Below are 22,502 nucleotides of genomic sequence, written 5' to 3'. Positions count from 1 at the left end.
GCCGGGTTTTTTGATGCCCGGAGGTGGGTCCCTTGGCTTTCAAGCACGGTAAGAACACCGTTTTCAAGATCGACGATTCCGGCGGCGGGTCGCTGACGGACGTGTCGCAGTACATCGACAATGTGAGCGGTCTCCCTGGTGAGAAGGCGCTCGCCGAAGTCACGGCGTTCGGGGACTCCGGTACCCGCAACATTCCCGGCCTGTTCAACGCCACCGTGGAGGTGAGCGGCCACTGGGACCCGACCGCGAGCACCGGGCCGGACGCGATCTTCAACGCGCTGTTCGAGGAAGAGACCTCGACGGCTTCTTTCGAGTACGGGCCGGGCGGATCGACGACTGGCGCGGTCAAGTACTCGGGTGAGTGCTGGGTCAGCAACTACACGATCACGAGCGCCGTCGCCGAGAAGGTCAGCTTCTCCGCGAGCATCCAGGTCGACGGCGTCGTGACGAGGGGAACCTTCGCGTAGCCATGGCGTTCCGGCGTGACCCGGTACGGGTCAGCGTGGTCCCCAGCAAGGAATTCGAGCGTGTGGCTGCTCGCCTTCGCGCGGTGGACCGCAAGCTACCGACGAAGCTCCGTAGAGAGCTGCGCAAGTCGGTGCGTCCGGCCGTGAGGAAGGTTAAGCGGAAGGTACGCGCCCTCCCTGTGAAGGGGGTTCGCGGCGGTACGAAGAAGCACCCGCACACTCGCAGGCAGCTCCGCCGCAAGGTCGCTCGCGGTGTGCGCGTGCAGGCGTCGACTCGTACCGGCGTGCGCATCGTGACCAGCATGCCAACGCGGGATGAGGCCGTGCTGCCCCGTGGGCTCGACTCGCAGACCAGGACGGGAGGATGGCGCCATCCCGTGTTCGGGCGGCGGGACACGTGGGCGGAGTCCGACGGCGGGTCGTGGTTCATCGAGCCCATTGCCGACGAGCGCGACGAGATCGCCCGCGATGTGCGGGGTGTCCTCAAGGACGCCGCCGGGTGGGTGGCCGGTCGGCGCTCCGTGTAGTCGTGGTCAGGCCGGGTGATGCGGGTCCCCGGTCTGACCACTCCAAGAGTTTCGGATTCCGCAACTCCCCGCATGTGCCGATGATACGGCCGCGCGCAACGACCCGCATGAGGAACGGATTCCCTCGCGCCCGTCCGCGTTCGAGGGCGAGCAGTTAATTCGTTCGCGACGACCTGTCGTGATCAAGAGAAGGAGACCCGCTATGGCTCTGCTGTCGCGTGACGCGATCCTAACCGTCGACGACCGACGGACCGAAGACGTTGCCGTCCCGGAGTGGGGCGGAACAGTGCGTGTCAGGTCACTGACCGGTAAGGAGCGGGACGCGTTCGAAGCGTCGCTTGTCGACAAGAAGACGGGGCAGGCGTCCAAGCTGGCCAACGCTCGCGCCCGCATGGTCGCCATGACAGTCGTCGACGAGCGGGGCAACCGCATGTTCTCCCTCGACGACATCTCAGCTCTCGGTGACAAGTCCGCCGCCGCGCTCAACCGGGTGTTCGACGTCGCCCGGCGCCTGTGCGGTATGAGCGACGACGACCTTGCGGAGCTGGTCGAGGATTTCGGCGGGAGCGGCGACCAGAGCGAGCCTTCTACTTCCGACTAGCGCTCGCCCTTCATATGACGGTGGGCGAGCTGCTCACCCGTATCGACGCCCGCGAGCTCACCGAGTGGCAGGCGTACGAGCTGGTGTACGGGCCGCTCGGCCCGGCCTACGAGCGGGAAATGCTCGCCCTCGCCGTCGAGGGGGAGCAGCGCACGCACCACCTCATGGGTGCCGCTCACTTCACCGACGACAAGCACCCCAACCCAATCGATCCGCCCGAGCGTATCGCACGCCCAAGCGAGTGGTTCACCCACCGCAACCAAGACGACGACGGCGAAGCCGGCGGGGGGTGATCGAGCGTGGCTACCGTCACCTCCCTCGGCTTCTCGATCTTCTCCCGGTACAACGGGCGCGGTATCCGCCGTGCTCAGCGGGACATCGACTCGCTGAACTCGAAGATAGGCAAGCTCGGGTCGATCGGCGCGCCCATCGTCGCCGCCTCCGCTGCGGCCGTACCCGCGCTCGCCGGGATCACCGCGGCGGCCGGGACCATGGCGGCCGGACTGACGGCCGCGGGGGCCGGTGCGGCGGCGATGGGTGCCGTCGCTGTACCCGCGATCTCTGACATCTCCGAAGCGCTCAAGCTGCAGGAACGCGCGGCGAAGGGCTCGGAGGCTGCGCAGGAGGAACTCGCCGACGCGCTGGCTGACATGTCTCCGGCCGCGCGCACCCTCATGCGGGACTGGCAGGGACTCACCAAGGAGTACCGGAAGTGGAGTAGAAGCCTCGAGCCGACGGTCTTGCCGGTGTTCTCCAAGGGGATCGGCCTGGTCAGCGGCAATTTCAAGAAGCTGAACCCACTGGTCAAAGCGTCAGCGGGCGCCTTCTCGGACCTGATCGACGACCTCGACGAGGCCCTGCAGCACCCATTCTGGTCGGAGTTCGGCAAGCGCGTCACGCGGCTCGCGCCGACGGCCATCGGGTCGCTGGGGCGAACCGGCGGGAACATCGCTGCCGGTGTCGCGGGGATCGTAAATGCCTTCATCCCGAGCGCCCCGACGATGCTGTCCTTCGTCGAGAAGATCGCGGCGGGCTTCGCGAAGTGGGGACGTGGGCTTAGCGGCTCGCGCGGTTTCCAGGCGTTCATGGACTACGTCCGGACGACCGGTCCCCACGTCCTTGACCTGCTTGACTCCATCGGCCCTGCCCTCGGGACCATCCTCAGGGGTCTTGCTCCGATCGCTCCTGCAGCGCTGAAGGTCGCCACGGCCTTCGCCGACTTGATCGCCGAAGCTCCACCCGAGACGATCACCGCCATCGCCGTCGGGATCACGGCCGTCGGCGTCGCGCTGAAAGCGGCCAGCATCGCCTCGCTGCTGATCTCGATCTCCACGCCGCTTGGCGTCGTGGTCACCGGGCTAGGGCTACTCGCTGGCGGACTCCTGGTCGCCTACCAGCAGTCGGAGGACTTCCGTGACGCCGTGTCCGGCGCCTGGTCGAAGGCGAAGAGCGGTTGGTCCGATTTCTGGGAAAAAGTCGGCCCGGGTCTGACCGACCTGGGATCGCAGCTCGAAGACGACTTTGGCCCGATCCTCGAAGACTTCAAGGCTATCGCTGTTGACACGTGGAATGGCGCGCTCGACGCGTTCACGGACTTCAAGAACGGCGTAAGCAAAGGACTTAAGAAAAACGACAAGGACGTCCGCGAGGTCATCGCCGCATACGAGGAGCTTGGCGCAGCATTCGAGAATCTCAGCGGTGGCCGATCCCTCACTGAGTCCGTTCTCGCGGTCTTCGCGAAGCAAATCCGCAGGTTCGTCATTAAACCGATTCGCGACGCCATTGACGCCCTAGCAGAATTTAATAAGTGGGTTGAACGAACCACCGGATCTGGACTCCTTGAATTCCTCGGCGAGGGATTCGTTGACCTTGGCGTGATGATCTACCGAGGCCTCAAGTTCCTGTTTTACAAGCCCGGCATCGGCGGTCTTATTTGGGACATGCTGATGTGGATCGGCGACGCCTTTGTATGGCTTTACGATAAACTCGTCGGAAATTCTGTCGTGCCGGACCTCGTCAACGACGTTCTAAAGTGGTTCGACAAGTTGAGTGGCGGCAGCATCGGGAAGGCAATCGAGCTCGCGAAAGGCTTTGTCGCGTGGATGAGCGATATGAAGAGCAAGGCGCTCGAGCGGGCCGAATCGCTCAAGGACGGCGTGATCTCCGACGCGGTCAGCTTGAAGAACGGGGCACTGAGTGCGCTGCGTGACTTCCGCGACGGCGCGATCGATGCATTTGACCGGGCGCAAGCTGGGATCGGTCGCCAGTGGTCGAAGGTACAAAGTGCAGCATCAAGCCCCGTTCGATTCATCGTCGACACGGTGTACAACAGCGGAATTCGAGCCGTTTGGAATGCCGTCGCAAAAAAGGCGGACCTCGGCACCTTGCCCTATGTCGACTACTCGTCGTACTCCGCGAAAACCAGGGGCCGCGGCTCCGGGTATCGCGGGGGTCTGGCTCGAGGCGGCATCATCGCCGGTACGTCCGCATGGCAGATGGGGGATGACCAGCTCCGACCGGTGCGGCGCGGTGAGGGCTGGGCTGTCAGCGAATTGATGCGCGACCCGTTCGAGCGGGCGCGTCTGCTGCGGCTGAATTCCGCTGCCATGCGGGGGCGTCATGCGCTCGAGCAGGAGCGGGCGAAGCTCGATCTCGGGATCGGCGGAAACCCTCACACGCCCACTGTCACCGATCCCAAGCAGCTCGGTTTCGCGCGCGGGGGCATACTGGGCGGCGTCAAGAGTTTCGTGGCGAAGGCGAAGAACCAGTTCCTCGACTCCGACTTCATGAAGGTCGCAAAGGGCGCGCTCACCCCGATGAAGGGGTCGGTCGGCACGCGGTACGGTCGCGGCGGATTCTCGGGTGCGTATAACAAGCTCATTGGGCCTATGGTGTCGGGTGCGCTGAAGAAACTGAAGTCGGTGGCCGACATCTTCTCTTACGGGCTTGCCGGGTTCGGGTCGCTGAAGAACGTCGGCGCCGGTTTGCGCCGCGCCGCGAACTTCGTGAGAAAAACCGTTGGTCGGCCGTACCTTTGGGGCGGCGGAGGCCCGTTGTTCGACTGCAGCGGATACATGGCCGGGATTCAGAAGGCCATCATGAACGTGAATCCGCCGTCGCACTTCGGGCGGCTATACAGCACGTTTAGTTTCCAGGGTTCCCGGGCTCCGCGCGGGTGGGTGCGCGGGCTGAATTCAAAATTCATGGTCGGTGTCACAAACAGCGGCAAGGGTCACATGGCGGGCACTCTGCTCGGTGTCAATGTGGAGTCGGCGGGAAGTAAGGGGACGGTGAGCGGGAAGCGTGCACGCGGCTACCGCGACCCGATGTTCTACGGCCGCTACGGATTCGCTCCTGTCGCCCGGAGACGATTCGGCGGAGGGCTCCGGCCTTACGAATCCGCAGTGGTCGGCGAGGGCGGCCGTGAGTTGTTCACGGCTGGCCCGACGGGAGGGCACGTCAGCCCTCACCGGGAGCTGCAGCAGCGCGACCACGGCGGCGACCACTACGTGACGATCAATGTGAACGTGCCGCCGACCTCGGATAAGGCGGCCGTCGGCCGAGCGGTGTACGAGGCGCTTGTGGAGTACGAACGCCGCTCGGGCCGGAAACTCGCTAGGGCGGCTTAACACATGGCGCGCGTCTGGTCGTGCGGGTTCGAGCTGCGGTCGCCCGCTGAATGGGACGGCACGGGCGGGTCCCCGACGATCAGCACGGACCTCGCCCGGTCAGGCGAAGCGTCGCTGCGGTGCTCGCCGACGGCCGACGTCGCCTACATCCAACACCAGGTCGCGGCGAGCGACACGTCGCCGTGGTATGTGCGGGCGTACCTACTCGTGTCGACCCTGCCGAGTGTCGACGTCGATGTGATTCAGGTGGTCGACCAGGCTAACGCGGTCACGGCCGGGATCAGGCTGACGACGGCGGGGACGCTGCAGCTGCTCGACGGCGAGACCCAAGAGGGCTCGGACTCGAGCGCGTTGACCGTCGGCGCCTGGCACCGGGTCGAGCTCGAGGTCCGGAGCCTGGGGAACGGAAGCTCCGCGCGCCTCGACGGCGTCGAGTTCGCGACGGACGGCGTGATCAGCCTCGGAGAGAACAGCACCTCATTCCGCTTCGGCGCGATCACCCCGTGCACGGTCGACCTGTACCTCGACGACATCGCCGTCAACGATGACTCAGGCAGTGACCAGACGTCATGGCCCGGCGAGGGGCGGATCGTGCACCTTCGGCCGGATGCGGCCGGGGACGCCCACCAGTGGCACAACGCGATCAACGGGACGTACCACTTCGGGTCAGAGGACTCGTGGCAGGTGGTCGACGACGTCCCGCCGGACGATATCCAGACCTACGCCTACTGGAATGCGACAGGTCAGCGGCACGACGAACATGCGGTGGACTATGACTCCGCGATCCTGTCCACCGACACAATCACGCTCATCCAAGTCGGGGCGCGCATCGGCGCTCACTCATTCGAGGGCACCCGCGACCTCGCACTGAGGCTCAAGTCGCCGGCGGGCGCGGTCACTGTCGGGACAACCGTTCAAGCTCGCCTTGACGGGTGGGTGACCCACGACGACAGCTTTCCCAGCGTCTACTCGCTGACCAGCTACACCAGTCCGGACACGGCCGTCGCCTGGACTCCGACGGATCTGCAGAGCATCCAAATCGGCTACGGCACGGTGACCGAAGAGGCGCTGACCCGGCGGGTCAGCGCCGTCTGGGCACTGGTCGAGTACCAGGCGGGGACGGAGGCGCCGCCGCCCGCGCCGAACGCGGAGGCCATTGGGGTTCAGGGTGGGCTCGCGAATCTGCCGGCGCTCATCGCGGAGGCCAGCTTCACCAGCGCAGCTCAGGACCCGCTTGCCCTTCACCTCGACGACCCGGACCGGGGCATCCTCGGCCAGAACACGTTGGCTGGTGAGACCGCTTTCAGCGACGTCTCCCAGTGGGTGAGGTCAGCGAACACGAACCGCGGCGCGGACCGCGTCAGCAGCCCGATCGTGACCTATGACGCGGGCACGGCGAGCCTGGTCCTGGACAACCGCGACAGACGATTCGACCCGACCCACCTCGCAGGGCCGTACGTCGTCGGTGGCCGGAGCCAGGTGACGCCCATGCGGGAGATGCGGCTCCGCGCACGGTGGGGCTCGACGTCGAACATGGTGGTGAACCCCAGCTTTGAGGGCGCCAGCACTGACGGATGGACGTCGAACAACGAGACCTCATTGGCCGCGTCGACGGACGTCGTACCGAAGTTCGGGACGTACGCACTCGCGATCACCCGCACGGGCAGCAACGCATTCGAGGCGCACAACTGTGCCACCCAGTACCCGGATGGATTCGAAGGCGGGCAGGTGGGCGATGGCGACACGGTCACCATCAGCGCCTACGTCTATATCCCGGGTGAGACATACGACCAAGTCAGCGATATTGCCATCGTGGGCGGGTCCGGCGACCTCAGCGGGAACGCGATCGACTCGACTTTCGTCGGCAAACCGTCGCAGGCGGACGCGTGGGAGCGCGTGTCCCTGACCGGCGCCATCAACGACGGCCGGGTGCTGTACGACGCGCAGGTCAGCATCTGGACTGACGGCACCATTCCGGCCGGGACCATCGTGGCCTACGTCGACGCCGTGCAGTGCGTCGCCGGGTCGATCCCGGAGGACTTCAAGCCGAACGAGAAGGTCTATGACCTCGCCCGCGGATTCGCTGATCAGTGGGACGTGGCGTGGTCAGACCCGAACGAGTCCACCGCGAGCGTCCAGTTCAGCGATGCGTTCAAGGTCTTCGGCAACCGGCAGCTCGCGGAAGCTACCTCACCCGTTGGCGGGAGCGAGGATTCCGGGGCGCGCATCGTCCGCATCCTCGACGCGATCGAGTGGCCGGACGGGGATCGGGACATCGCGACCGGCGACACGACGCTGCAAGAAACGTCGTTCGGCTCGGACGCCCTGTCGCTGCTCCGGTCGGTGGCTGAGACCGAGATCGGCGAGCTGTACGTCAACGCGGCCGGAAAGGTCGTGTTCCGCAACCGCGGGGCGCTCTACACGGAGACGCGGAGCGTGCACCCCAAGGCGATCTTCGGGGATCGCGACCCGGAGCTGCGGTACCGCGAGGTCATCATCAGCAGCGACGACGCGACCCTCGCGAACGAGGTGCGAATCACCAGGGAGGGCGGTGCCGAGCAGGTCGCGACAGACACCGAGTCTCAGTCCGCGTACCTCACGCGGACCTACTCGACGTCAGGGCTCCTCGTGGAGGACGACACGACCGCTGGGCACTACGCGGAGTTCGTCCTCTACCAGAGCAGCGAGCCGGAGCTGAGGTTCGAGCAGCTCGCGATCGACCCGCTCCGCGATCCCGGACGACTGATGCCGCTCGCGCTTGGGCTCGAAATCGGGGACCGGATTCGTATCCGTCGACGTCCGCCGGGCGGCGGCAGCTTAATCGAGCGGGACGTGTTCGTGCGCGGGGTTCAGCACGAGATAGTTCCGGGCTCGTGGCGGACTGTGTTCTCACTGCAGTCGGCGACGAAGGGGGCGTTCCTCGTGCTTGACGATCCAATTTTGGGCGTGCTTGACGAAAACGCGCTGGGGTACTGAGAAGGGGCGGACGTGGGTTTTAAAACGTGGGCCGTCGGCGAGTTGTGGAGAGCCGCTGACGTCAATGCGTACCTTGCGAAACAGGTGATCGCGGTTGTCACCTCCTCGACGAGGCCATCCTCACCTGTCGAAGGTCAAATGATCTACGAGACGGATACCCAAACGCTTCTGATCTATACGGGAACCATCTGGGAAACCCTCGTCTACCACGGGGATTTCAAGACCTACACGCCAACGTGGACGGCAGACACCACGAACCCATCCATTGGGAACGGGACACTGATCGGCCGCTACCGGCGGCTCCCGGGGCGCATGGTGTGGGTGCGCATCTCGTGGGCGCGCGGAAGCACTACAAATATGGGCAGCGGCACCTATTCATTCGACCTTCCGGCGAATCTTCCCGCGGAAACCGGGACGCGCTGGATTGGCACTGTAGTGGGGGCTGAGGACTCGGGTGACGTGCGGTCTCGGCATGGTGTGGCGCTCATCCTGGCCGGAGGGTCGGGAGACAAAATTGACCGAATCCGGTGGGACATCTCGGACACGGATGGCGACCTCGACAACTGGACGGATAGCGTCGCTGAGCCCGTTTTCGAAGACGGCGGATTTCTCACTATCAACATGCTGTACGAGACGACCTACGTAGAAAGTGATGCCTGATGTCCGTCTACGCCTGTTCCCTCGCGGTCGATGACGACCAGCCCATTGGCCCCTCCGGCGGCTACCAGCTCATCCGACTCCCGTACGGCGACGTCGAGTCCTATGACGGGCACGACATGCACCCGGCAGAGCAGCCGGACGGCGTCGTCAGCGAGTTCCCCGATGACCGGTCAGCCCTGATCTGGCCGGCGGTGGACGGCTGGTCGATCGTCGAGGGCGTCGTTCACCTCGAGCCCGGGGACTACACAGAGTTCCGGTTCCGGATCATCCGCGACCCGCTGAACCTATCGACCGGCCACGACTCCACCCGCTCGGAGCACCGGGCCCCGAGCCCTGGTGGACAGTACTGGGCCTTCAGCCACCTCATGTACGCGCGGGTGGGGACGCCGCTGGCGATCGCTGTCGCGCACAACGCCTCTCACGACGTCGCCGTGACTTACGCGCAGTTCAAGCTCGCCATCTTCGCATAGGGGGCCGCTATGACCGAGTCCGAGCGCGACGAGATGCGGGACCTGCTCGTAGCCATCTCCACGAAGCTGGACGTCGTCATCAACCGCCAGGCCGACCACGAATCCCGGATCCGCGACCTCTACGAGCGTCTCGCCGCCTGCGTCACCACGGAGGACCTCAAGACCTTGCGGACCTACGCGATCGGGGTCGTCTCGCTGATCGTCGTGGTGGTCGGCGGCATCGTCGGCCTGGTCACCGCACTCACCTGACCGGGAGGCACCATGGTCAGCATCATCAGCCGCTCGGCGTGGGGAGCCCGCGCTCCCAGATCGCGCTCGTATGTTGCGTGGTCGTCGCGGGAGGAGTTCACCCTCCACTACTCAACCGGGCCGACTTCGCAGACGCCCCGGCAGATCCAGGACTTCCACATGGATTCCAACGGCTGGGCCGACATCGGATACAACTTCCTGGTCGACCACACGGGACGGATCTATGAGGGCCGCGGCTGGACGGTTCTCGGCGCGCATGCCGCACCGCGCAACGTCCAGGGCATCGGGGTGTGCTTCATCGGCGGTGACAACATGACGCCTGCGGCCAAGGCCGCCGTCGTAGAGCTCTACGACGAAGCGAGCCGGCGGGCCGGACGCACTCTGGTGCGCAAGGGCCACCGAGACATCAACTCGACGAGCTGCCCCGGAAGCAGCAACTACGCCTGGTGGAAGTCGAAGAACTACCGGGATGTGTCCGACGTCGGCGGCGCGCCGGCACCCGAGCCGGAGTACCGCCGTGAGGATCGCGACGCGCTTCTGGAGAGGTACGAGCACGGCCCGGAGATCGAGGCACTGCAGCGCGAGCTGAGGTTGCGCGGCTATGCCATCGAGGTCGACGGCTACTTCGGACCGCAGACCGAGCGGACTGTGCGGGAGTACCAGGCCGACCACGCCCTGGCGGTCGACGGCATAGCGGGTCCGGAGACCCTCGGGCATATGGGCCTCGCCGACGATCCGGACGACTCGCCGGCGCCTATGCCGTCGGCGCCGGCGTTCCCGCTCCCGGCGGGTCACTGGTTCGGGCCGGAGTCCCGGGATGCGCGGAACCACTCCGGCTTCTGGACATCGGACCGGCCGCACGTTCGCCGGATCCGGGACCGGCTCCGCGAACGCGGGTGGCGGGTGGCCCATGAGGACCGGTACGACGCCACGCTCGCTGCGGTGGTTCGCCAGTTCCAGGCCGAAGCCGTCCGCGAGGGCCACGACCCGGGCGGCGTCGACGGCTTGGTCGGCGCCCGCACCTGGCCGCTGCTATGGACCAAGCCCATCACGTGAGGAGATCCCATGTACGAGTCCATTGTTCGCACCGTGGTTCCCGTCATCGTCGGTGTCCTGCTTGCCCAGGCGGCCCGGATCGGCCTTGACCTGCCCGAGGGAGCGATGACCGAGATCGTCACCGTGGTGGTGACCGCGACCTACTACGCGGTGGCCCGCCTGGTCGAGGAACACGTGTCGCCGCTGGTGGGGCGGCTGATGCTGTCGGCTGGGCTGACCCGAGGCAGGCCGGTTTACGGCCCCTGACCTGTTAGTATCGAACGCGCGTTCGAGGGAGGGGAAGCCCTCGACGCGACGCGCCCCGCGCTCCCAGTGCTGGGAGCGCGGGGCGTTCTTTGTGTGCGGGTGGCCATCCCCCTCCATGGCCGCCCACGCCTACGGAATCCCGTGGCGGATCTTGTCCTCGCACGCCTGCGGCAGCCCGGTCTGCCGGGTGCACTCGGCGATCTGCTCGTCGATCGACGGCATCGACTCCGGGTCGTAGCCACCGGGGTTCGGGGGAGGCTCCGGCGGAACATACTGCGGCTCGGTGACCGTCGCCGTCGCGGTGAGCTCGGCCTCAGGCATATCCCGCGTCTGCGGTTCGGATAACGGTGCCGGCGGGGCAGCCCGCGGGGGTTTGGGCTCTAGGTCGGGGGTGGTGATCTCGGCTGACGCCGGGACGGCCAGGAGGGCTGCTCCGGCGAGCGCGACCAGCAGGCGCATGGGGGCTCCTCGGCTGGGGCTTTCCAGCGTAGATGCGGTGGTTTCGTCTGTCAGGAGACTGCGAAAAACAACGCGCTACAGTGCCATTTGTGGATACCGATGAGCGTCGGCTGACGACGAAGGAGGCCGCCGCGGCGGCGGGCATGACGCCGGGTGGCTGGCGGTCAATGGTCTCGCGCGGTTCGGGGCCGTTGCCCGACGGGCGGTATGACGAGCGGACGCCGTGGTGGTACGAGTCCACCGTGCAGCGGTTCAAGGCGTCACGGCGGTCAAGGGGGCGCCCGCGCAAGGCGGAGTAGTCGAAGTCTTGCCTGATCAGCGCCTATTTTCCTTTAAAAATGACTCGCTAGCGCGTATAATAGAGTCATCAACCCAAGGAGGGAGGCCCCCGATGACCGCCACCCCCACCGCCCGCCCCTACACCGTGAATCAGCTGGCCAAGGCTCTGGAGGTCATCGCGACCGGCCGTATCCACCCGATCCTGGCCGACGTGTACTCGGTGCGTTCCGCCGACGGGGAGCGCTCCTACATCACGAGCCCTGAGTCGTGCGGATGCGCAGCGTTCGTCCTCGGTGAGGGCCTGCGGTGCTACCACCGGCTCGCCGTCGCCCTGGTCGTCTCCGGCCTCGCCTCGATCTGACCCACCAAGGGGCGGCCCATTACCCGCCCCAGAAAGGCCTCACCATGGCCCACCAGATAGAAACCTTCAGCGACGGTTCCGCCGCGTTCGCATCCGCCCGCACCGACGCCTGGCACCAGCTGGGCACCATCCTCCCCGACGTGTTCACCGCAGAGCAGGCGATGACCGTCGCCCGGCTCGGCAACTGGGACGTCCGCAAGGCCCCCCTGGCCACCAGCGTCCCGACCGGTCCCCTCAGCTACGCGACGCTGGACGTCCCCGACACCTACGCCACCGTCCGCACCCACCCGGAAACCGGCCGCCCGGACGTGCTGGGCGTCGTCGGCACCGCCTACACCCCCGTGCAGAACGAGGAACTGGCGGGATTCCTCAACGCTTTGGTCGATGCGTCCGGCGCGCACTTCGAGACCGCCGGGAGCCTGAGGGACGGGCGCGAGGTGTTCGTGACGCTGAAGCTCCCCCAGACCATGACCATCGCCGGAACCGACGAAATCGACCTCTACATCGCCGGAATGAACAGCCACGACGGCACCACACCCATGCGGCTGGTCGTCACCCCGATCCGAGTGGTGTGCAGCAACACGCAGGCGGCGGCGCTCCGCAACAACAGGTCCTCGTTCACGATCCGGCACACCTCCGGTGCGACCGGCCGGATCGAGGAGGCCCGCCAGTCCCTCGGACTCACCTGGAAGTACCTGGAGTCCTTCCAGGCCGAGGCCGAGAAGATGATCGACCAGGACCTGGCTGACGGCCAGTTCATGGACATCGTCCGCGACCTCTGGCCCCGGGAGACCGACGAGACCTCCCGCACCTGCGCCCACCGCGACCGGCGTGAGGCCGAGCTGCGCGCGCTGTTCTCCCACGCCGACACCAACGCGGCGATCCGGGGCACCCGGTGGGCGGGCTACCAGGCCATCACCGAGTACCTGGACCACCGCGCCCCGGTGCGCAGCGGGGCGCTCGGATCCGACGCGGCCGCCCGCGCTGAGCGCACGCTGACCTCCCACAACGTGCGCGCCGTGAAGAACAAGGCGTTCGACGCCTTCGCCCTCAACTGACCCACCCCGGCCCCCGGCACCCAGCCGGGGGCCACCCCGAGGAGTTGACCACCATGTCCCGCTCCGACTGGCTCGACCCTTCCGACTACGCGGACATGCTCGCCCACTACCGCAGCCGTACGGCCGACGAGGAACGCCTCCTCGCGGCCGGTCGGCGGATGTCGATGTCCGCCTACCGGATGCGGCTGCGCTCCAACTACATCCCGCCGATCGACGCGCTGTTCGTCGACCCGTGGGAAGTGCCCGAGAGCTGGTGGCGATCATGAGCACCGCGACGATCCCGACCCCGCTCGCCGCCCGGTTCCTCGACGTATGGGGCGACGCCTACCTCGCCGACGACCTCGGGACCCGCCTCACCTGTCACGAGGTGGATGTCCTGGCCGACATGCTGGCCGCTCTCGGCGACCCTGGCGCCGCCGCGACGTGGATCGGCGCGCACGCCGTGGACGACGACGAAGGAGACGCCCACCACACGCTGAAGGGTTCCCCACAATGAGCACCAAGAAGGAACGCGACCAGATCACCGCAATGGGCGTCGACGCCTGGCACGACGTCGACAAAATCCTCTCCGAGCGAGGCGAGCGCTGGCCCCACACCGACACCATGACGTGGGGCCCCGGGCTCCACGGCGCCATGCACGAAGCCAACGTCTACGCGAAGGTCCTGGGGGTCCTCGGGTGCAGCCAGGCCTTGGACCTCATCATCCACCGACACGACCAGGACTGCGCCCGTTGCGAAACCGCCGCAACGGGGTAGCGTCTCCAGCAGGCCCACGGGCCGGGTGGTGCGACCTCCCCGTCCGTCGGGCCAGGCGCCCCGGGCTCGGGTGCGACTACACCCCGGGCGCCGTCGTGTCCGCCCTACGGGGCGTCGACGCGACGCGAAGTCAAGGGAACCCGCCCCTCCTTCGTCGGGGCGGGTTGCGCGCGCCCGCTCGCCGGGGTGACGCGGCCCTAGTCGCACCCTGAAGGAGGTCGCAATGGAAGCCAGCGAGGTCCTCTGCTGCATGATGAACACCTACGCGGCGCTGCGGGCCATGGGCCTGCCGCCCGCCGAGTCCATCGACGGCGCGATGATCGCCGTCTTCGAGGCCACGCAGGCCGTCCCTGACCTGTCCGTCGCCCTCGTCTCCGACTCCGTCGCCCTCGTCTCCGACTCCGTCGTCGACGAGGACGGCCAGGACCGGGACGCCGACGGGCAGAGCTAGGCCCACGAATCAGACCCCCGGCTGACGCCGGGGTCGTTTCGTGTTGGCCTAGCCTGCCCTGCGTGGCCTCTCCGACTCCGGGAGGCCCGCAGCCGCGTAGGTGCCCATCATGCGCGGACACTCGCTGTCTCCGCGACCTCCCCGGGTGCGACGTACGGGCACGCTACCCCGGCTCACGTGCGCGCGCCGCAGCGGTCGCGGTTCCATCCCCGATGATTGCGGGGGTGGACAATAGAAATGGCGCCCCCGCCCCCACCTTTCTGGTGCTTCCCTCGGGGCGAGGGCTGTTTATGTGTGGGGCCGCGGGCGCCCCTCAGTGCCTGCGGCCCCACATGCGCCGGCCAGCCACTACCGGCGCGTCCGGCCTCGGGGAAGTGTCATGGTCCGAGGCCGGGTATGGTCCCGCGCGCCCCCACGGGGTCGATAGGGATAGAGGGCGCGCGGGGGCTTCTAGGGCACGGGGCCGGGTGGGCTCCCGCCCCGCCGCCCAGTGACCGGCGGGGCGGGAGCTGCTCGCGCTGCACTGGGAGGAACCGCCCCGACGGCGGCGTGCAGCGCGTCACCGACCCCGGGATATCCCCATGCCCCGGGTCGGCGGATCTCGGTAGACAGTGGCATCCCGCCGGTTCCTGCCCTCGTTCGGCGCCCTGCGCTCCCCACCAATGAGCCCGGCACCGTCGAGGACGTCGGGCATCGGGCCGAGATGTGGTAGCGCCGTCGTTCGGGGGAACGCCGGGGAGGCGGAGGCGGCGTTGGCTCCACGTAGGGCCAGATCATCAGGACGAGCTCATCGAGATCGGCGGACTCGTGGTGACCGGCGGCGGTGAGGGCGTGATACCGCATGGTGTGCTCGCCCCACCAGATGACGGCGTCGGGGTGACGAGCCGCCAGAGCGTCGGCGCGGGCATGCTCGATGGCGTATTCAGCGCGCCGTCCTCCTATGAGCAGCTGGCCCGCAGCACGGATCTCACGGCACGAACGGTGCGCGCACACCAAGCACGTCGGCCCGAAGGAAGTGGTCGCCATTGGTCACCTCCCCCAGTAGGACGCGTGATCGGCAGCGTAGGTGCGCGTGGTGGTGAGGATCATCAGGTTCTCGGCGGTGGCGCCGCACCGCAGGCGGCGTTCCCGCTGGATGGTGGCGACGGCCACCAGTTCGGCCAGATAGGCGGGGTCGACGAGTTCGCCGTCGCTCAGCTGCGGCGTGACGACGCGGACGTGGAAGCAGAGTGCCCCGGCCGGTTCGTGGACGCATTCCACGGTGAAGGTGTTGCGCCTCCGCTTGAGAGCGACGGGCGGCGGGAACTCCTCGCGGTACAGGTACCGGTAGAGCACGCCGTCGTCACTGACCACGTCGGCCCGGAAGGTAACGGCGTCCCAGTAGTCGACGACGGTGATGGTGGCGTCGTGATAGGCCGCCCATGCCTTCAGCTCGGCGAGAGTGTCGGCTGTGTCGGTGCGTACGGTGGTCATCACGAGTCCACCCCCGCTGCCTGTGCCAGGATGTTGCTCGCCTGGGCGTAGGACATCTTGCACTCGCGCATGAGAGCGCGGTGGGCTTCCCAGTAGGGCGCGCGTAGGCGCACGATCCGGCCGCCGGTCCCGCGTATGGTGAACCGCTGGATGAGGGGGAGCCGCGGGTCATAGGTGACGCTGATGTCGTCTTCGGTGACGCGGATGACGGAGGCCATCGACCTACTCCTCGGAAGAAGTCGTCGTATCGATGTGAGTGCGATGCTCCTCGCCAGGGCGGCAGCTCTGCCGATGGGCACTACGAGCCGGGCCAGACCTGCTGAGGGCGTGCGGCGCTGAGGCGCGGGAAGGGCCGGGACGGTAGCCGCGTCGGTGGACTGTCGGCGCCGGCGTGCCCGCACCATGGCCAGCTCGATGCCGAGCCTGCTGAGCAGACTCGTTCGGTCGACGATCCAGCGGCCGAAGCGCTTGCGTGCAGAGATCACACCCTGCGCGCACCACCGCTGGATCGTGCGGATGGTGACGGCGGCGAGACGGGCAGCGGCGAGCGTGGTCATCGGTCCGCCACCTCCGCCTCGTCATCGCGGCGGCCGGTGCGCAGCTCGCTGGCGGCCTGCAAGGCCAGCTCCGCCAGGCGCTGCAGGGCGTGGATGCGGTCCTGCCTGTCGAGTGGAGAAGCGTCGTCGAGGACGATTTGGGTGCCCGCGATCCGCAGAGCGGTCAGGTCGCCGTGGCACAGGCGGAGGAGACGGACCTCGTCGGCGAGCAGCTCGTGGATGTAGGTGTAGCTCGCGCTCACCGTGCCACCGCCATCCAGCGCTCGGCGAGATCGTCCTGCTCGGCCTGCTGGTCGAGGGCGGCCAGCTCCGCCGCGTAGCGCGCCTCGGAAGGGGCCCGTTGGTCTTCGTGGGCGATGAGGAACGGACGGATGCGCGTCGAGGGCGGCGGAACTTCGCCGATCCTGGTGGCCGCGTCGAGCTTGCGGTGGAAGTCGAGCAGCGTCTTCGCGGTGATCCTGCGACCGGTCGCGGCGTGCTCGGCCGTGTAGATGGAACCGCCGCACGCAGCGGGCTTGTAGCGGATCGCCCAATCCTCGAAGGACAGGGCGATGTCGGTGAATGCGTCGATCTCAGCTTCGCTGAGACGGGTTGCGGAGCAGGTGCGCGCGGGGGCCTGTGCTGACGAAGGCGCGGCCAGCGGGAGGAGCTGCGGATTCAGGAAGGACATGAATCATCCCCCAAGGGATGGGCCGCTGGATGAAGGCGGCAGTGGATGAATGCACGTCCTATGATGAACTTAGGAATCTAAAGTTTGCAAGGGGATAGCCGGAATCCGATTCATGACATCCGAAAGATGCCCGATTGTGAAGTTCGCCGTACGATCAGCACGAAGCCCCCATGGGAGAGGCCGTATGACCAGGAGATACAGCCCTACTGTCCGCAGGCGGCGTCTGTCTGCCGTGCTCCGTCATCTGAGGCACCAAAACCGGCTGACGTTGGAGGGTGCCACTGATCAACTGGAGTGGTCACGGGGGCGCCTGGCCCATATGGAGGGCAACAAGTGGACCCGCCCCGACATCGGCAACATCCGCCAGTTGCTCGACCTGTACAAAGTCACTGACGAGGAGCGGCGCGAGGCGATCCTGGAGCTCGCCCGCCAGTCCCGGCAGCGCGGATGGTGGACGAAGTTCAAAGACGTATTCGGCACTGACTCGCTCGTCGGATTCGAGTCCGAGGCCTCGGTCATCTCGACCTACCAGCCGATCGTCATCCCGGGGCTTCTCCAGACCAGGGGTTATGCGGCAGCGTCAGCGAGCGCATCGCTCACGCGCCCCGAGGAAATAAACCGGACCGTCGACGCACGTATAGCTCGCCAGGAGGTTCTGGCAGGCGAGCAGCCGCCCACCGTTCGGGCGATCATCGACGAGTCGACGCTGCATCGCCTGCCTGTGGAGGATGGAGTCGCAGCCGGGCAGATTCGTCACCTGATAGACCAGGCTCAGAACCCTGACATCACCATCCAGGTGCTGCCGTTCTCGGCTGGACTCCATCCCGGGATCAGCGGTCCGTTCGTCCTGCTCGACTTTCCCGATGAGATGGACGCACCCATCGCCTTCCTGGAGGCGCGCACTGATGCCCTCTTCCTAGAGGAGGACGATGAGGTGAAGGAGTACCGACAGGTGTTCGATCGCCTTCAGGCCATCGCCAAGTCGCAGTCGGAGTCGATCGAGCTGATGGAATCACTGATCAATAAGCTCTAGGAATTCAACCATGCATTCATCCACCGCCCTGAACTTCCGCAAGTCGAGCTACAGCAGCACCGCTCGGGACTGCGTCGAGGTCGCCGATCTGCCTTCTGGTGCCGCTGTCCGGGACTCGAAGAACCCCGACAAGGGGATCCTGTCCTTCACCGCCGCCGAGTGGTCAGCTTTCGTCCAGTCCACAGTGCGAGGTGAACTGTAGAACCTGGCATGCATCAGACGAGCCCCCGGCGGGTCACCCGCCGGGGGCTCGCTGCATTCATCCTCGATCATGTTATCCGGTTTGGACCGTGCATGTCAGCCATTGAATCTGGTGATCATTACCCAGCGAGCACCAGACTTCCGCAGGTGGAGATACTCGGTAGGGCTACCGATCGGTTCCTCATGACACGATCCACAGCACGCCAGCAACGACAGTGACCACCCCTGCGCCAAGGCCCAGGAGCACTGCGAGCGCGCCGATGGCTGGCACGTCCACGAGGATGGCGAGAATCAGCAGCACCACGGCGATCACCACGCCGACGAGGCCGAGCGCGGCGATGATCCCGGCTCGGCCGCTGGCACGCGACGGCTTCTGCGGAGGGGGTGGGGGATACATGCGGACGCTCCTCCGATCAGGGGACACTGAGCGGGATGCTATGCGCCGCTTCGCTCCTATGTCCCAGGAACGTCGCGATTGCCGCCTGTCAGCCGTCGAGGAGCCGCCCCGGCTCATCTATCCACAGCATGTGCGTCCCGTCGACCATCACCGTGAGGCCGAATCGATCGGCGCCGGGGCTGCCGAGCTCCAGCCAACGCAGGAACCCCTCCTCGACCTCGTCCCACAACCGGCGTTCGCCGTACTGCGTGACCTCGAACTCGTCGGCTCCGGGTTCGTAATCGCAGGCCGCCCATGCCCCCTCGGGTTTGCCGATCTCGTACAGCGACACTGAGACCGTGCCGTCGCTGGCGCGGATGGGGATGAGCTTGACGTCGGGCGCGAGCGCCGTGATCACCAGTTCGGCTCCCTCGCCGGCGTCGATGATGCTGCGCGGGTCCAGCCGGGTTGTGGCGGTGGCCGCCTCCTCCTCGTGGTGGACAGCGAAGCGCATCGCCGCGCGCTGATCGCGCAGCATCATGTACCCGGCGCGTCCGTGGAAGCGTCCGTGGGCCGCTCCGTCGGTCGCCGTGAGCCGGACGATCCACCCGAAGTCGTATCCGGGCTGCCACGGGACAACGATGACACCGCCGGGACGGGTCTGGGTGACCCAAGCGCCCGGGATGCGCCGTACCGCGCAGGTGGCATGGACGCGGTCGTAGGGAGCATCGTCTCTATGCCCGTCCGCGCCGTCTGCCACGAGCACCCGCGGGGCGAATCCGGCCATCTTCAGATTCGCCTCGGCCTGCTCGGCGACTGCCGAGTCGACCTCGATAGTTACCACGTTGTGCTCACCCACACGCGCCGACAGGACCGCGGCGGTGTACCCGGTGCCGGTGCCGATCTCCAGGACGCGGTCGTGGTCGCGCGGATTGAGCAGGGAGAGGAACGCGAAGGCGACGCTGGGAGCGGAGATTGAGCTGGAAGGCTGGGCGCGGCGGAGATCCACCTGTCCGGGGTCGGTCTGCTCGTCGTCCCACTGGGTGATGACCGCGGAGTCGGAGAACACCGCGTGGCGCCACTCATCAGGGCGGGCGCGCCGGTCGATCGGGTAGCGGCTCCCGTCCGCCGGGCCGGCCGTCCCGACATCGGGCACGAACATATCCCGGGGAACGGCCAGCATCGCCTCCCGCAGGGCGCCGGTCAGGCCCAGCAGGTCGGCCAGGTCTTTGGCTCGGCTCATGCGCTCTCCAGCAGGTCGGCGATCGCGGCGGGAATCGGCAGGCCGGTGTGGTGTGTGATCCACCCGAACTCACCGTTCTGGTTGGTTTCGAGGAAGACGAACCGCCCCGAGGTATCGCAGATGAGGTCGGCGGCGCCGTAGACCAGACCGAGCCGCCGGTGCAGTTCTACCAGGGCGGCGGTCACGGCGGCGGGCAGTTCGATGACGGAATGACGCAACGCCTCGTAATCGGCGCGCCAGTCCTCCATAGCCTCGGGGCTGTCGGTGTCGATCCGCGCGGCGAACACCCGGTCGCCGACGACCGTCGCTCGGACAGCGAACTCCACGGGTATCCGCTCCTGGAACATCTGGGCCGTCAGCGCCAGGCGGGGGTCGAGGAGGTCGCCGGGGTCCTCAATGGGAGTGGTGTACATCAGCCGGAGCTGTCCCTCATCGGCGTGCCACACGCCCGACATGGGCTTGTAGACAATGGGTCGGCCGAGCCCCTTGGCCCAGTCGTGCGCTGCTTGGGGATCCGAAGTGATCAGCGTCTCCGGCACGGAGAGGCCGACCTTCGTAGCCGCAGCGAGCTGGACGGGCTTGTATTCACAGCGGGCGGCAGCCACAGGGTCGTTCACCCACAGGCAGCCACCCAGGGCGGCCAGTACGCCGCCGAGGCCTCGGCGGGCCTCGCCGTAGGCGAATGCCCGCTCTGGTCCGGTCATGCGCTCGTCGAGCACGAACTGCGCGGCGCTCCGACGCCACACGGCACGGACGTCGCCGAGTGCGATCTCCTCGCCGCGGTCGGGGACCAGGGTGCCGGACCAACGGCCGGCGCCCGGCAGCTCGGCCGCCATACGCAGGCGTCGGGGAAACTCCGAAGGGCTCAGTCGGGCGATGGCGACGTCGCGCTCGTCCAGCTCATCGGCCACTAGGTCGGCGACTGTGTCGGACGGGTGGGCGAGGATCAGGACGGACATCAGTCCTTAGTCCTTGTCCCAGTCTTCGGGATTCTGGTTGTCCTGCCCGCCGCCGGTAGTGAAGTCACTCGTGTCCGAGCTGCGTTTGCCCGCGCGGGGCTGCGGTGCGCGAAGGAACCTCAGCCCCCACGGCCGTGCCTCCGAGGCGGGCTCGTCGATCTTCAGCCGCTGGTGTGGCCGCGGGTCCATCGGGAAGATGTCTCCGGCCCGGAAATCCAGGCCCCTGGATTCGCCGTCGGGAGAGTGGGTGATCAGGTCGAGTTCATCGGTCGGTCGGGTCGGCGTCTGCTCGCTCACCGCGCCTCCAGCGATCTGGGAATGAGGGGGGACAACCGTAACTCTTCGATCGCTGTGAGTCATTGGTGTGGCCGTCTCCGGCCAATCCGCCGTGCACGAGGAAGCCCTCCCCGAGGCGCGATCCGCCCCGGGGAGGGCTTCGGTTTTTGGGAGAATTTTGGGAGACGGCATCCGCCGTCAGGCCCCGCCATCCACCGAGAGACGACGGAGAACGCTGTCTTCTACCTGCGAAAACAGGATTCTCCCAGGTCGAGGAAACTGGATGACTTCTTCGAGACCCGGGTTATCGAATACCAGACCGGCGGCGGCCTCGACTGGGACTAGTCAGGCAGTAGCCATGTCCCCTCCCTGGTGAGGGGCGTGACGCTCGGAGGGGTCCGGTGCGGCGGTTCGGCCGTCTCACTGGACCCCTCTCATTTTCTGATGCGCAGCTGCGGGGTGAACTCATTACGCCGTAATCTATGGACCTGAATGATTACTTTATCTAGTATAGAGATCACCCAAGTCCAGGAGGAGTGGTTCCCATGCCCAAGGCCCGGCTGCACGACGGAAGCTGGATCGACATCGAGGTGCACGGCAGCGGCCCCGCCGTCCTGCTCCCGGTCGATCCCCAACCGGCCGAAGGAGCGCAGGCCGACGAGATGCGGAAGTGGGGCGTCGACCCGGCTCTCGGCCGGTCCCTCATCGACGGCCTGAGCGACAGGTTCCAGGTGGTCGCCTTTGATTACCAGGGCCACGTGTTGGCCGTCCCCAAGCCCGACACCCTCACGCCCGAAGCGATTGCCGCTGACGTCCTCGCCGTCGCCGACGCGGCGGGCGTCGACCGGTTCGCCTACTACGGCTACTCCTGGCTCGCCCTCAGCGGGCTCCAGCTCGCCCTGCGCACCGACCGACTCACCGCCCTCGCCATGGGCGGGTTCCCTCCCGTAAACGGCCCGTACGCCGAGATGCTCCGCGTGACCACCGCGACGCACGCCATGGCCACCGGGGAGGACACACCGACGTCCGGCGATGCCCCCGAGGCGGATGCGGACTCCGCGTGGTCTGAGTCGGCCGACTTCGACTGGAACTCCGTCGAGATCACCATGACCGAGACTCAGACGCGCCAGTTCGTCACGCTCTATGAGGCACTCCAGCCGTTCGACGACAGGGCGGCCCAGCAGAGGATTACGTGTCCCCGCCTTTCCTTCGTTGGCTCGGCCGACACCATGACTTACGGGCCGCGCTGGGGCGACGTCATCGTCGACATCGCGGGCATCCTGACCGCTACCCGCCCCGAGCTGCAGTCCCTCGGCTGGGACGTCCACGTTCTCGACGGACTCGACCACACCGGAGCCATGCAGCCGAACAACGTCCTACGGATCCTCCGTCCGTGGCTGGAGGCTCAGATCGCCAGTTGACTCTTGTGGCGCTTTCCCACCGGGGCAAGGAATCGCTGACGCCTACCC

30 protein-coding genes are annotated in these 22,502 nt (G+C 66.9%); 21 read left to right on the top strand and 9 right to left on the bottom strand.

The features are described 5' to 3' along the window. The first annotated feature begins 32 nt into the window (after positions 1-32). The 11 genes from CDO52_RS00730 (at position 33) to CDO52_RS00680 (ending at position 10,881) form a co-directional block, all read left to right on the top strand. Entirely contained in the window at positions 33-467 is a 435-nt protein-coding gene (locus CDO52_RS00730) for a hypothetical protein (RefSeq protein ID WP_017619497.1), read from the top strand. Between the two features lie 302 nt (positions 468-769). Continuing rightward, positions 770-994 carry a hypothetical protein gene (locus CDO52_RS27015; RefSeq protein ID WP_157745354.1) on the top strand — a complete coding sequence of 75 codons (225 nt, stop codon included), beginning with the start codon at positions 770-772 and terminating at the stop codon, positions 992-994. A gap of 202 nt (positions 995-1,196) precedes the next feature. After that, positions 1,197-1,595, top strand: a complete 399-nt coding sequence (locus CDO52_RS00720) for a hypothetical protein (protein WP_017619495.1) — start codon at positions 1,197-1,199, stop codon at positions 1,593-1,595. Positions 1,596-1,609: 14 nt separating this feature from the next. After that, complete coding sequence (locus CDO52_RS00715; RefSeq protein WP_017619494.1) at positions 1,610-1,888, top strand: hypothetical protein; 279 nt, start codon at positions 1,610-1,612, stop codon at positions 1,886-1,888. A gap of 6 nt (positions 1,889-1,894) precedes the next feature. Then, a complete protein-coding gene (locus tag CDO52_RS00710) occupies positions 1,895-5,224 on the top strand; it encodes a hypothetical protein (protein ID WP_094932159.1) in 3,330 nt (1,109 codons plus the stop codon). A gap of 3 nt (positions 5,225-5,227) precedes the next feature. Further along, entirely contained in the window at positions 5,228-8,200 is a 2,973-nt protein-coding gene (locus CDO52_RS00705) for a carbohydrate binding domain-containing protein (RefSeq protein ID WP_017619492.1), read from the top strand. Between the two features lie 12 nt (positions 8,201-8,212). After that, positions 8,213-8,860, top strand: a complete 648-nt coding sequence (locus CDO52_RS00700) for a hypothetical protein (protein ID WP_152471677.1) — start codon at positions 8,213-8,215, stop codon at positions 8,858-8,860. Then, positions 8,860-9,330: a hypothetical protein gene (locus CDO52_RS00695; protein ID WP_017619490.1), complete on the top strand. Its 471-nt coding sequence runs from the start codon at positions 8,860-8,862 to the stop codon at positions 9,328-9,330. The genes CDO52_RS00700 and CDO52_RS00695 overlap by 1 nt, the downstream gene beginning before the upstream one ends. A 9-nt stretch (positions 9,331-9,339) precedes the next feature. Then, positions 9,340-9,579, top strand: coding sequence for a hypothetical protein (locus CDO52_RS00690; RefSeq protein WP_017619489.1), 240 nt, complete (start codon positions 9,340-9,342; stop codon positions 9,577-9,579). Positions 9,580-9,591: 12 nt separating this feature from the next. Beyond that, positions 9,592-10,635: a peptidoglycan recognition protein family protein gene (locus CDO52_RS00685; RefSeq protein WP_017619488.1), complete on the top strand. Its 1,044-nt coding sequence runs from the start codon at positions 9,592-9,594 to the stop codon at positions 10,633-10,635. Between the two features lie 9 nt (positions 10,636-10,644). Then, entirely contained in the window at positions 10,645-10,881 is a 237-nt protein-coding gene (locus CDO52_RS00680; protein WP_017619487.1) for a hypothetical protein, read from the top strand. Between the two features lie 129 nt (positions 10,882-11,010). Here the strand turns inward: CDO52_RS00680 and CDO52_RS00675 are convergent, their stop codons facing one another. Then, on the bottom strand, positions 11,011-11,340 hold the full coding sequence (locus CDO52_RS00675) for a hypothetical protein (RefSeq protein ID WP_017619486.1): 330 nt from the start codon (positions 11,338-11,340) through the stop codon (positions 11,011-11,013). An 89-nt stretch (positions 11,341-11,429) separates the two neighbouring features. Between CDO52_RS00675 and CDO52_RS00670 the strand changes: the two genes are divergently transcribed. The 7 genes from CDO52_RS00670 (at position 11,430) to CDO52_RS00640 (ending at position 14,245) form a co-directional block, all read left to right on the top strand. Then, positions 11,430-11,639, top strand: coding sequence for a hypothetical protein (locus tag CDO52_RS00670; protein WP_017619485.1), 210 nt, complete (start codon positions 11,430-11,432; stop codon positions 11,637-11,639). 92 nt (positions 11,640-11,731) lie between these two features. Beyond that, complete coding sequence (locus tag CDO52_RS00665) at positions 11,732-11,980, top strand: SWIM zinc finger family protein (protein ID WP_017619484.1); 249 nt, start codon at positions 11,732-11,734, stop codon at positions 11,978-11,980. Positions 11,981-12,024: 44 nt separating this feature from the next. Next, a complete protein-coding gene (locus tag CDO52_RS00660) occupies positions 12,025-13,038 on the top strand; it encodes a DUF932 domain-containing protein (RefSeq protein ID WP_017619483.1) in 1,014 nt (337 codons plus the stop codon). A gap of 53 nt (positions 13,039-13,091) precedes the next feature. Continuing rightward, positions 13,092-13,304 carry a hypothetical protein gene (locus CDO52_RS00655; protein WP_017619482.1) on the top strand — a complete coding sequence of 71 codons (213 nt, stop codon included), beginning with the start codon at positions 13,092-13,094 and terminating at the stop codon, positions 13,302-13,304. Beyond that, positions 13,301-13,534, top strand: coding sequence for a hypothetical protein (locus tag CDO52_RS00650; protein WP_033300752.1), 234 nt, complete (start codon positions 13,301-13,303; stop codon positions 13,532-13,534). Before CDO52_RS00655 ends, CDO52_RS00650 begins: the two co-directional genes overlap by 4 nt. Further along, entirely contained in the window at positions 13,531-13,794 is a 264-nt protein-coding gene (locus tag CDO52_RS00645; protein WP_017619480.1) for a hypothetical protein, read from the top strand. The genes CDO52_RS00650 and CDO52_RS00645 overlap by 4 nt, the downstream gene beginning before the upstream one ends. Before the next feature lie 223 nt (positions 13,795-14,017). Next, positions 14,018-14,245: a hypothetical protein gene (locus CDO52_RS00640; protein ID WP_017619479.1), complete on the top strand. Its 228-nt coding sequence runs from the start codon at positions 14,018-14,020 to the stop codon at positions 14,243-14,245. Between the two features lie 1,029 nt (positions 14,246-15,274). Here CDO52_RS00640 and CDO52_RS00635 read toward each other — a convergent pair. Genes CDO52_RS00635 through CDO52_RS00620 form a run of 4 tightly spaced genes read right to left on the bottom strand, consistent with a single transcriptional unit; the run spans position 15,275 to position 16,945 of the window. Further along, positions 15,275-15,718 carry a hypothetical protein gene (locus CDO52_RS00635; RefSeq protein ID WP_017619478.1) on the bottom strand — a complete coding sequence of 148 codons (444 nt, stop codon included), beginning with the start codon at positions 15,716-15,718 and terminating at the stop codon, positions 15,275-15,277. Next, positions 15,718-16,275, bottom strand: a complete 558-nt coding sequence (locus tag CDO52_RS28495; protein ID WP_232524358.1) for a hypothetical protein — start codon at positions 16,273-16,275, stop codon at positions 15,718-15,720. Before CDO52_RS28495 ends, CDO52_RS00635 begins: the two co-directional genes overlap by 1 nt. Continuing rightward, positions 16,272-16,517 carry a hypothetical protein gene (locus CDO52_RS00625; protein WP_017619476.1) on the bottom strand — a complete coding sequence of 82 codons (246 nt, stop codon included), beginning with the start codon at positions 16,515-16,517 and terminating at the stop codon, positions 16,272-16,274. The genes CDO52_RS28495 and CDO52_RS00625 overlap by 4 nt, the downstream gene beginning before the upstream one ends. Continuing rightward, entirely contained in the window at positions 16,514-16,945 is a 432-nt protein-coding gene (locus CDO52_RS00620; RefSeq protein ID WP_017619475.1) for a hypothetical protein, read from the bottom strand. The genes CDO52_RS00625 and CDO52_RS00620 overlap by 4 nt, the downstream gene beginning before the upstream one ends. A gap of 184 nt (positions 16,946-17,129) precedes the next feature. Here CDO52_RS00620 and CDO52_RS00615 point away from each other — a divergent pair, with 184 nt between their 5' ends. Together CDO52_RS00615 and CDO52_RS00610 are read left to right on the top strand one after the other, a co-directional pair. After that, a complete protein-coding gene (locus CDO52_RS00615; protein ID WP_026125939.1) occupies positions 17,130-17,978 on the top strand; it encodes a helix-turn-helix domain-containing protein in 849 nt (282 codons plus the stop codon). A gap of 10 nt (positions 17,979-17,988) precedes the next feature. Beyond that, positions 17,989-18,180: a DUF397 domain-containing protein gene (locus tag CDO52_RS00610; protein ID WP_017619473.1), complete on the top strand. Its 192-nt coding sequence runs from the start codon at positions 17,989-17,991 to the stop codon at positions 18,178-18,180. A 180-nt stretch (positions 18,181-18,360) separates the two neighbouring features. On the opposite strand, the gene CDO52_RS00605 is transcribed toward CDO52_RS00610, so the two are convergent. The 4 genes from CDO52_RS00605 to CDO52_RS00590 form a co-directional block, all read right to left on the bottom strand. Continuing rightward, positions 18,361-18,576: a hypothetical protein gene (locus CDO52_RS00605; protein WP_017619472.1), complete on the bottom strand. Its 216-nt coding sequence runs from the start codon at positions 18,574-18,576 to the stop codon at positions 18,361-18,363. 88 nt (positions 18,577-18,664) lie between these two features. Next, positions 18,665-19,798, bottom strand: coding sequence for a methyltransferase domain-containing protein (locus CDO52_RS00600; RefSeq protein WP_017619471.1), 1,134 nt, complete (start codon positions 19,796-19,798; stop codon positions 18,665-18,667). Then, positions 19,795-20,757 (bottom strand): MvdC/MvdD family ATP grasp protein, encoded by a 963-nt coding sequence (locus tag CDO52_RS00595; protein WP_017619470.1) that lies wholly within the window; start codon positions 20,755-20,757, stop codon positions 19,795-19,797. The genes CDO52_RS00600 and CDO52_RS00595 overlap by 4 nt, the downstream gene beginning before the upstream one ends. A 6-nt stretch (positions 20,758-20,763) precedes the next feature. Next, positions 20,764-21,054 (bottom strand): hypothetical protein, encoded by a 291-nt coding sequence (locus tag CDO52_RS00590; protein WP_017619469.1) that lies wholly within the window; start codon positions 21,052-21,054, stop codon positions 20,764-20,766. Between the two features lie 524 nt (positions 21,055-21,578). Here CDO52_RS00590 and CDO52_RS00585 point away from each other — a divergent pair. Beyond that, complete coding sequence (locus CDO52_RS00585) at positions 21,579-22,454, top strand: alpha/beta fold hydrolase (protein WP_017619468.1); 876 nt, start codon at positions 21,579-21,581, stop codon at positions 22,452-22,454. Positions 22,455-22,502 lie beyond the last annotated feature (48 nt).

Source organism: Nocardiopsis gilva YIM 90087, from assembly GCF_002263495.1.
GTDB lineage: Bacteria > Actinomycetota > Actinomycetes > Streptosporangiales > Streptosporangiaceae > Nocardiopsis_C > Nocardiopsis_C gilva.
This window is presented reverse-complemented; position numbering and strand designations above follow the sequence as displayed.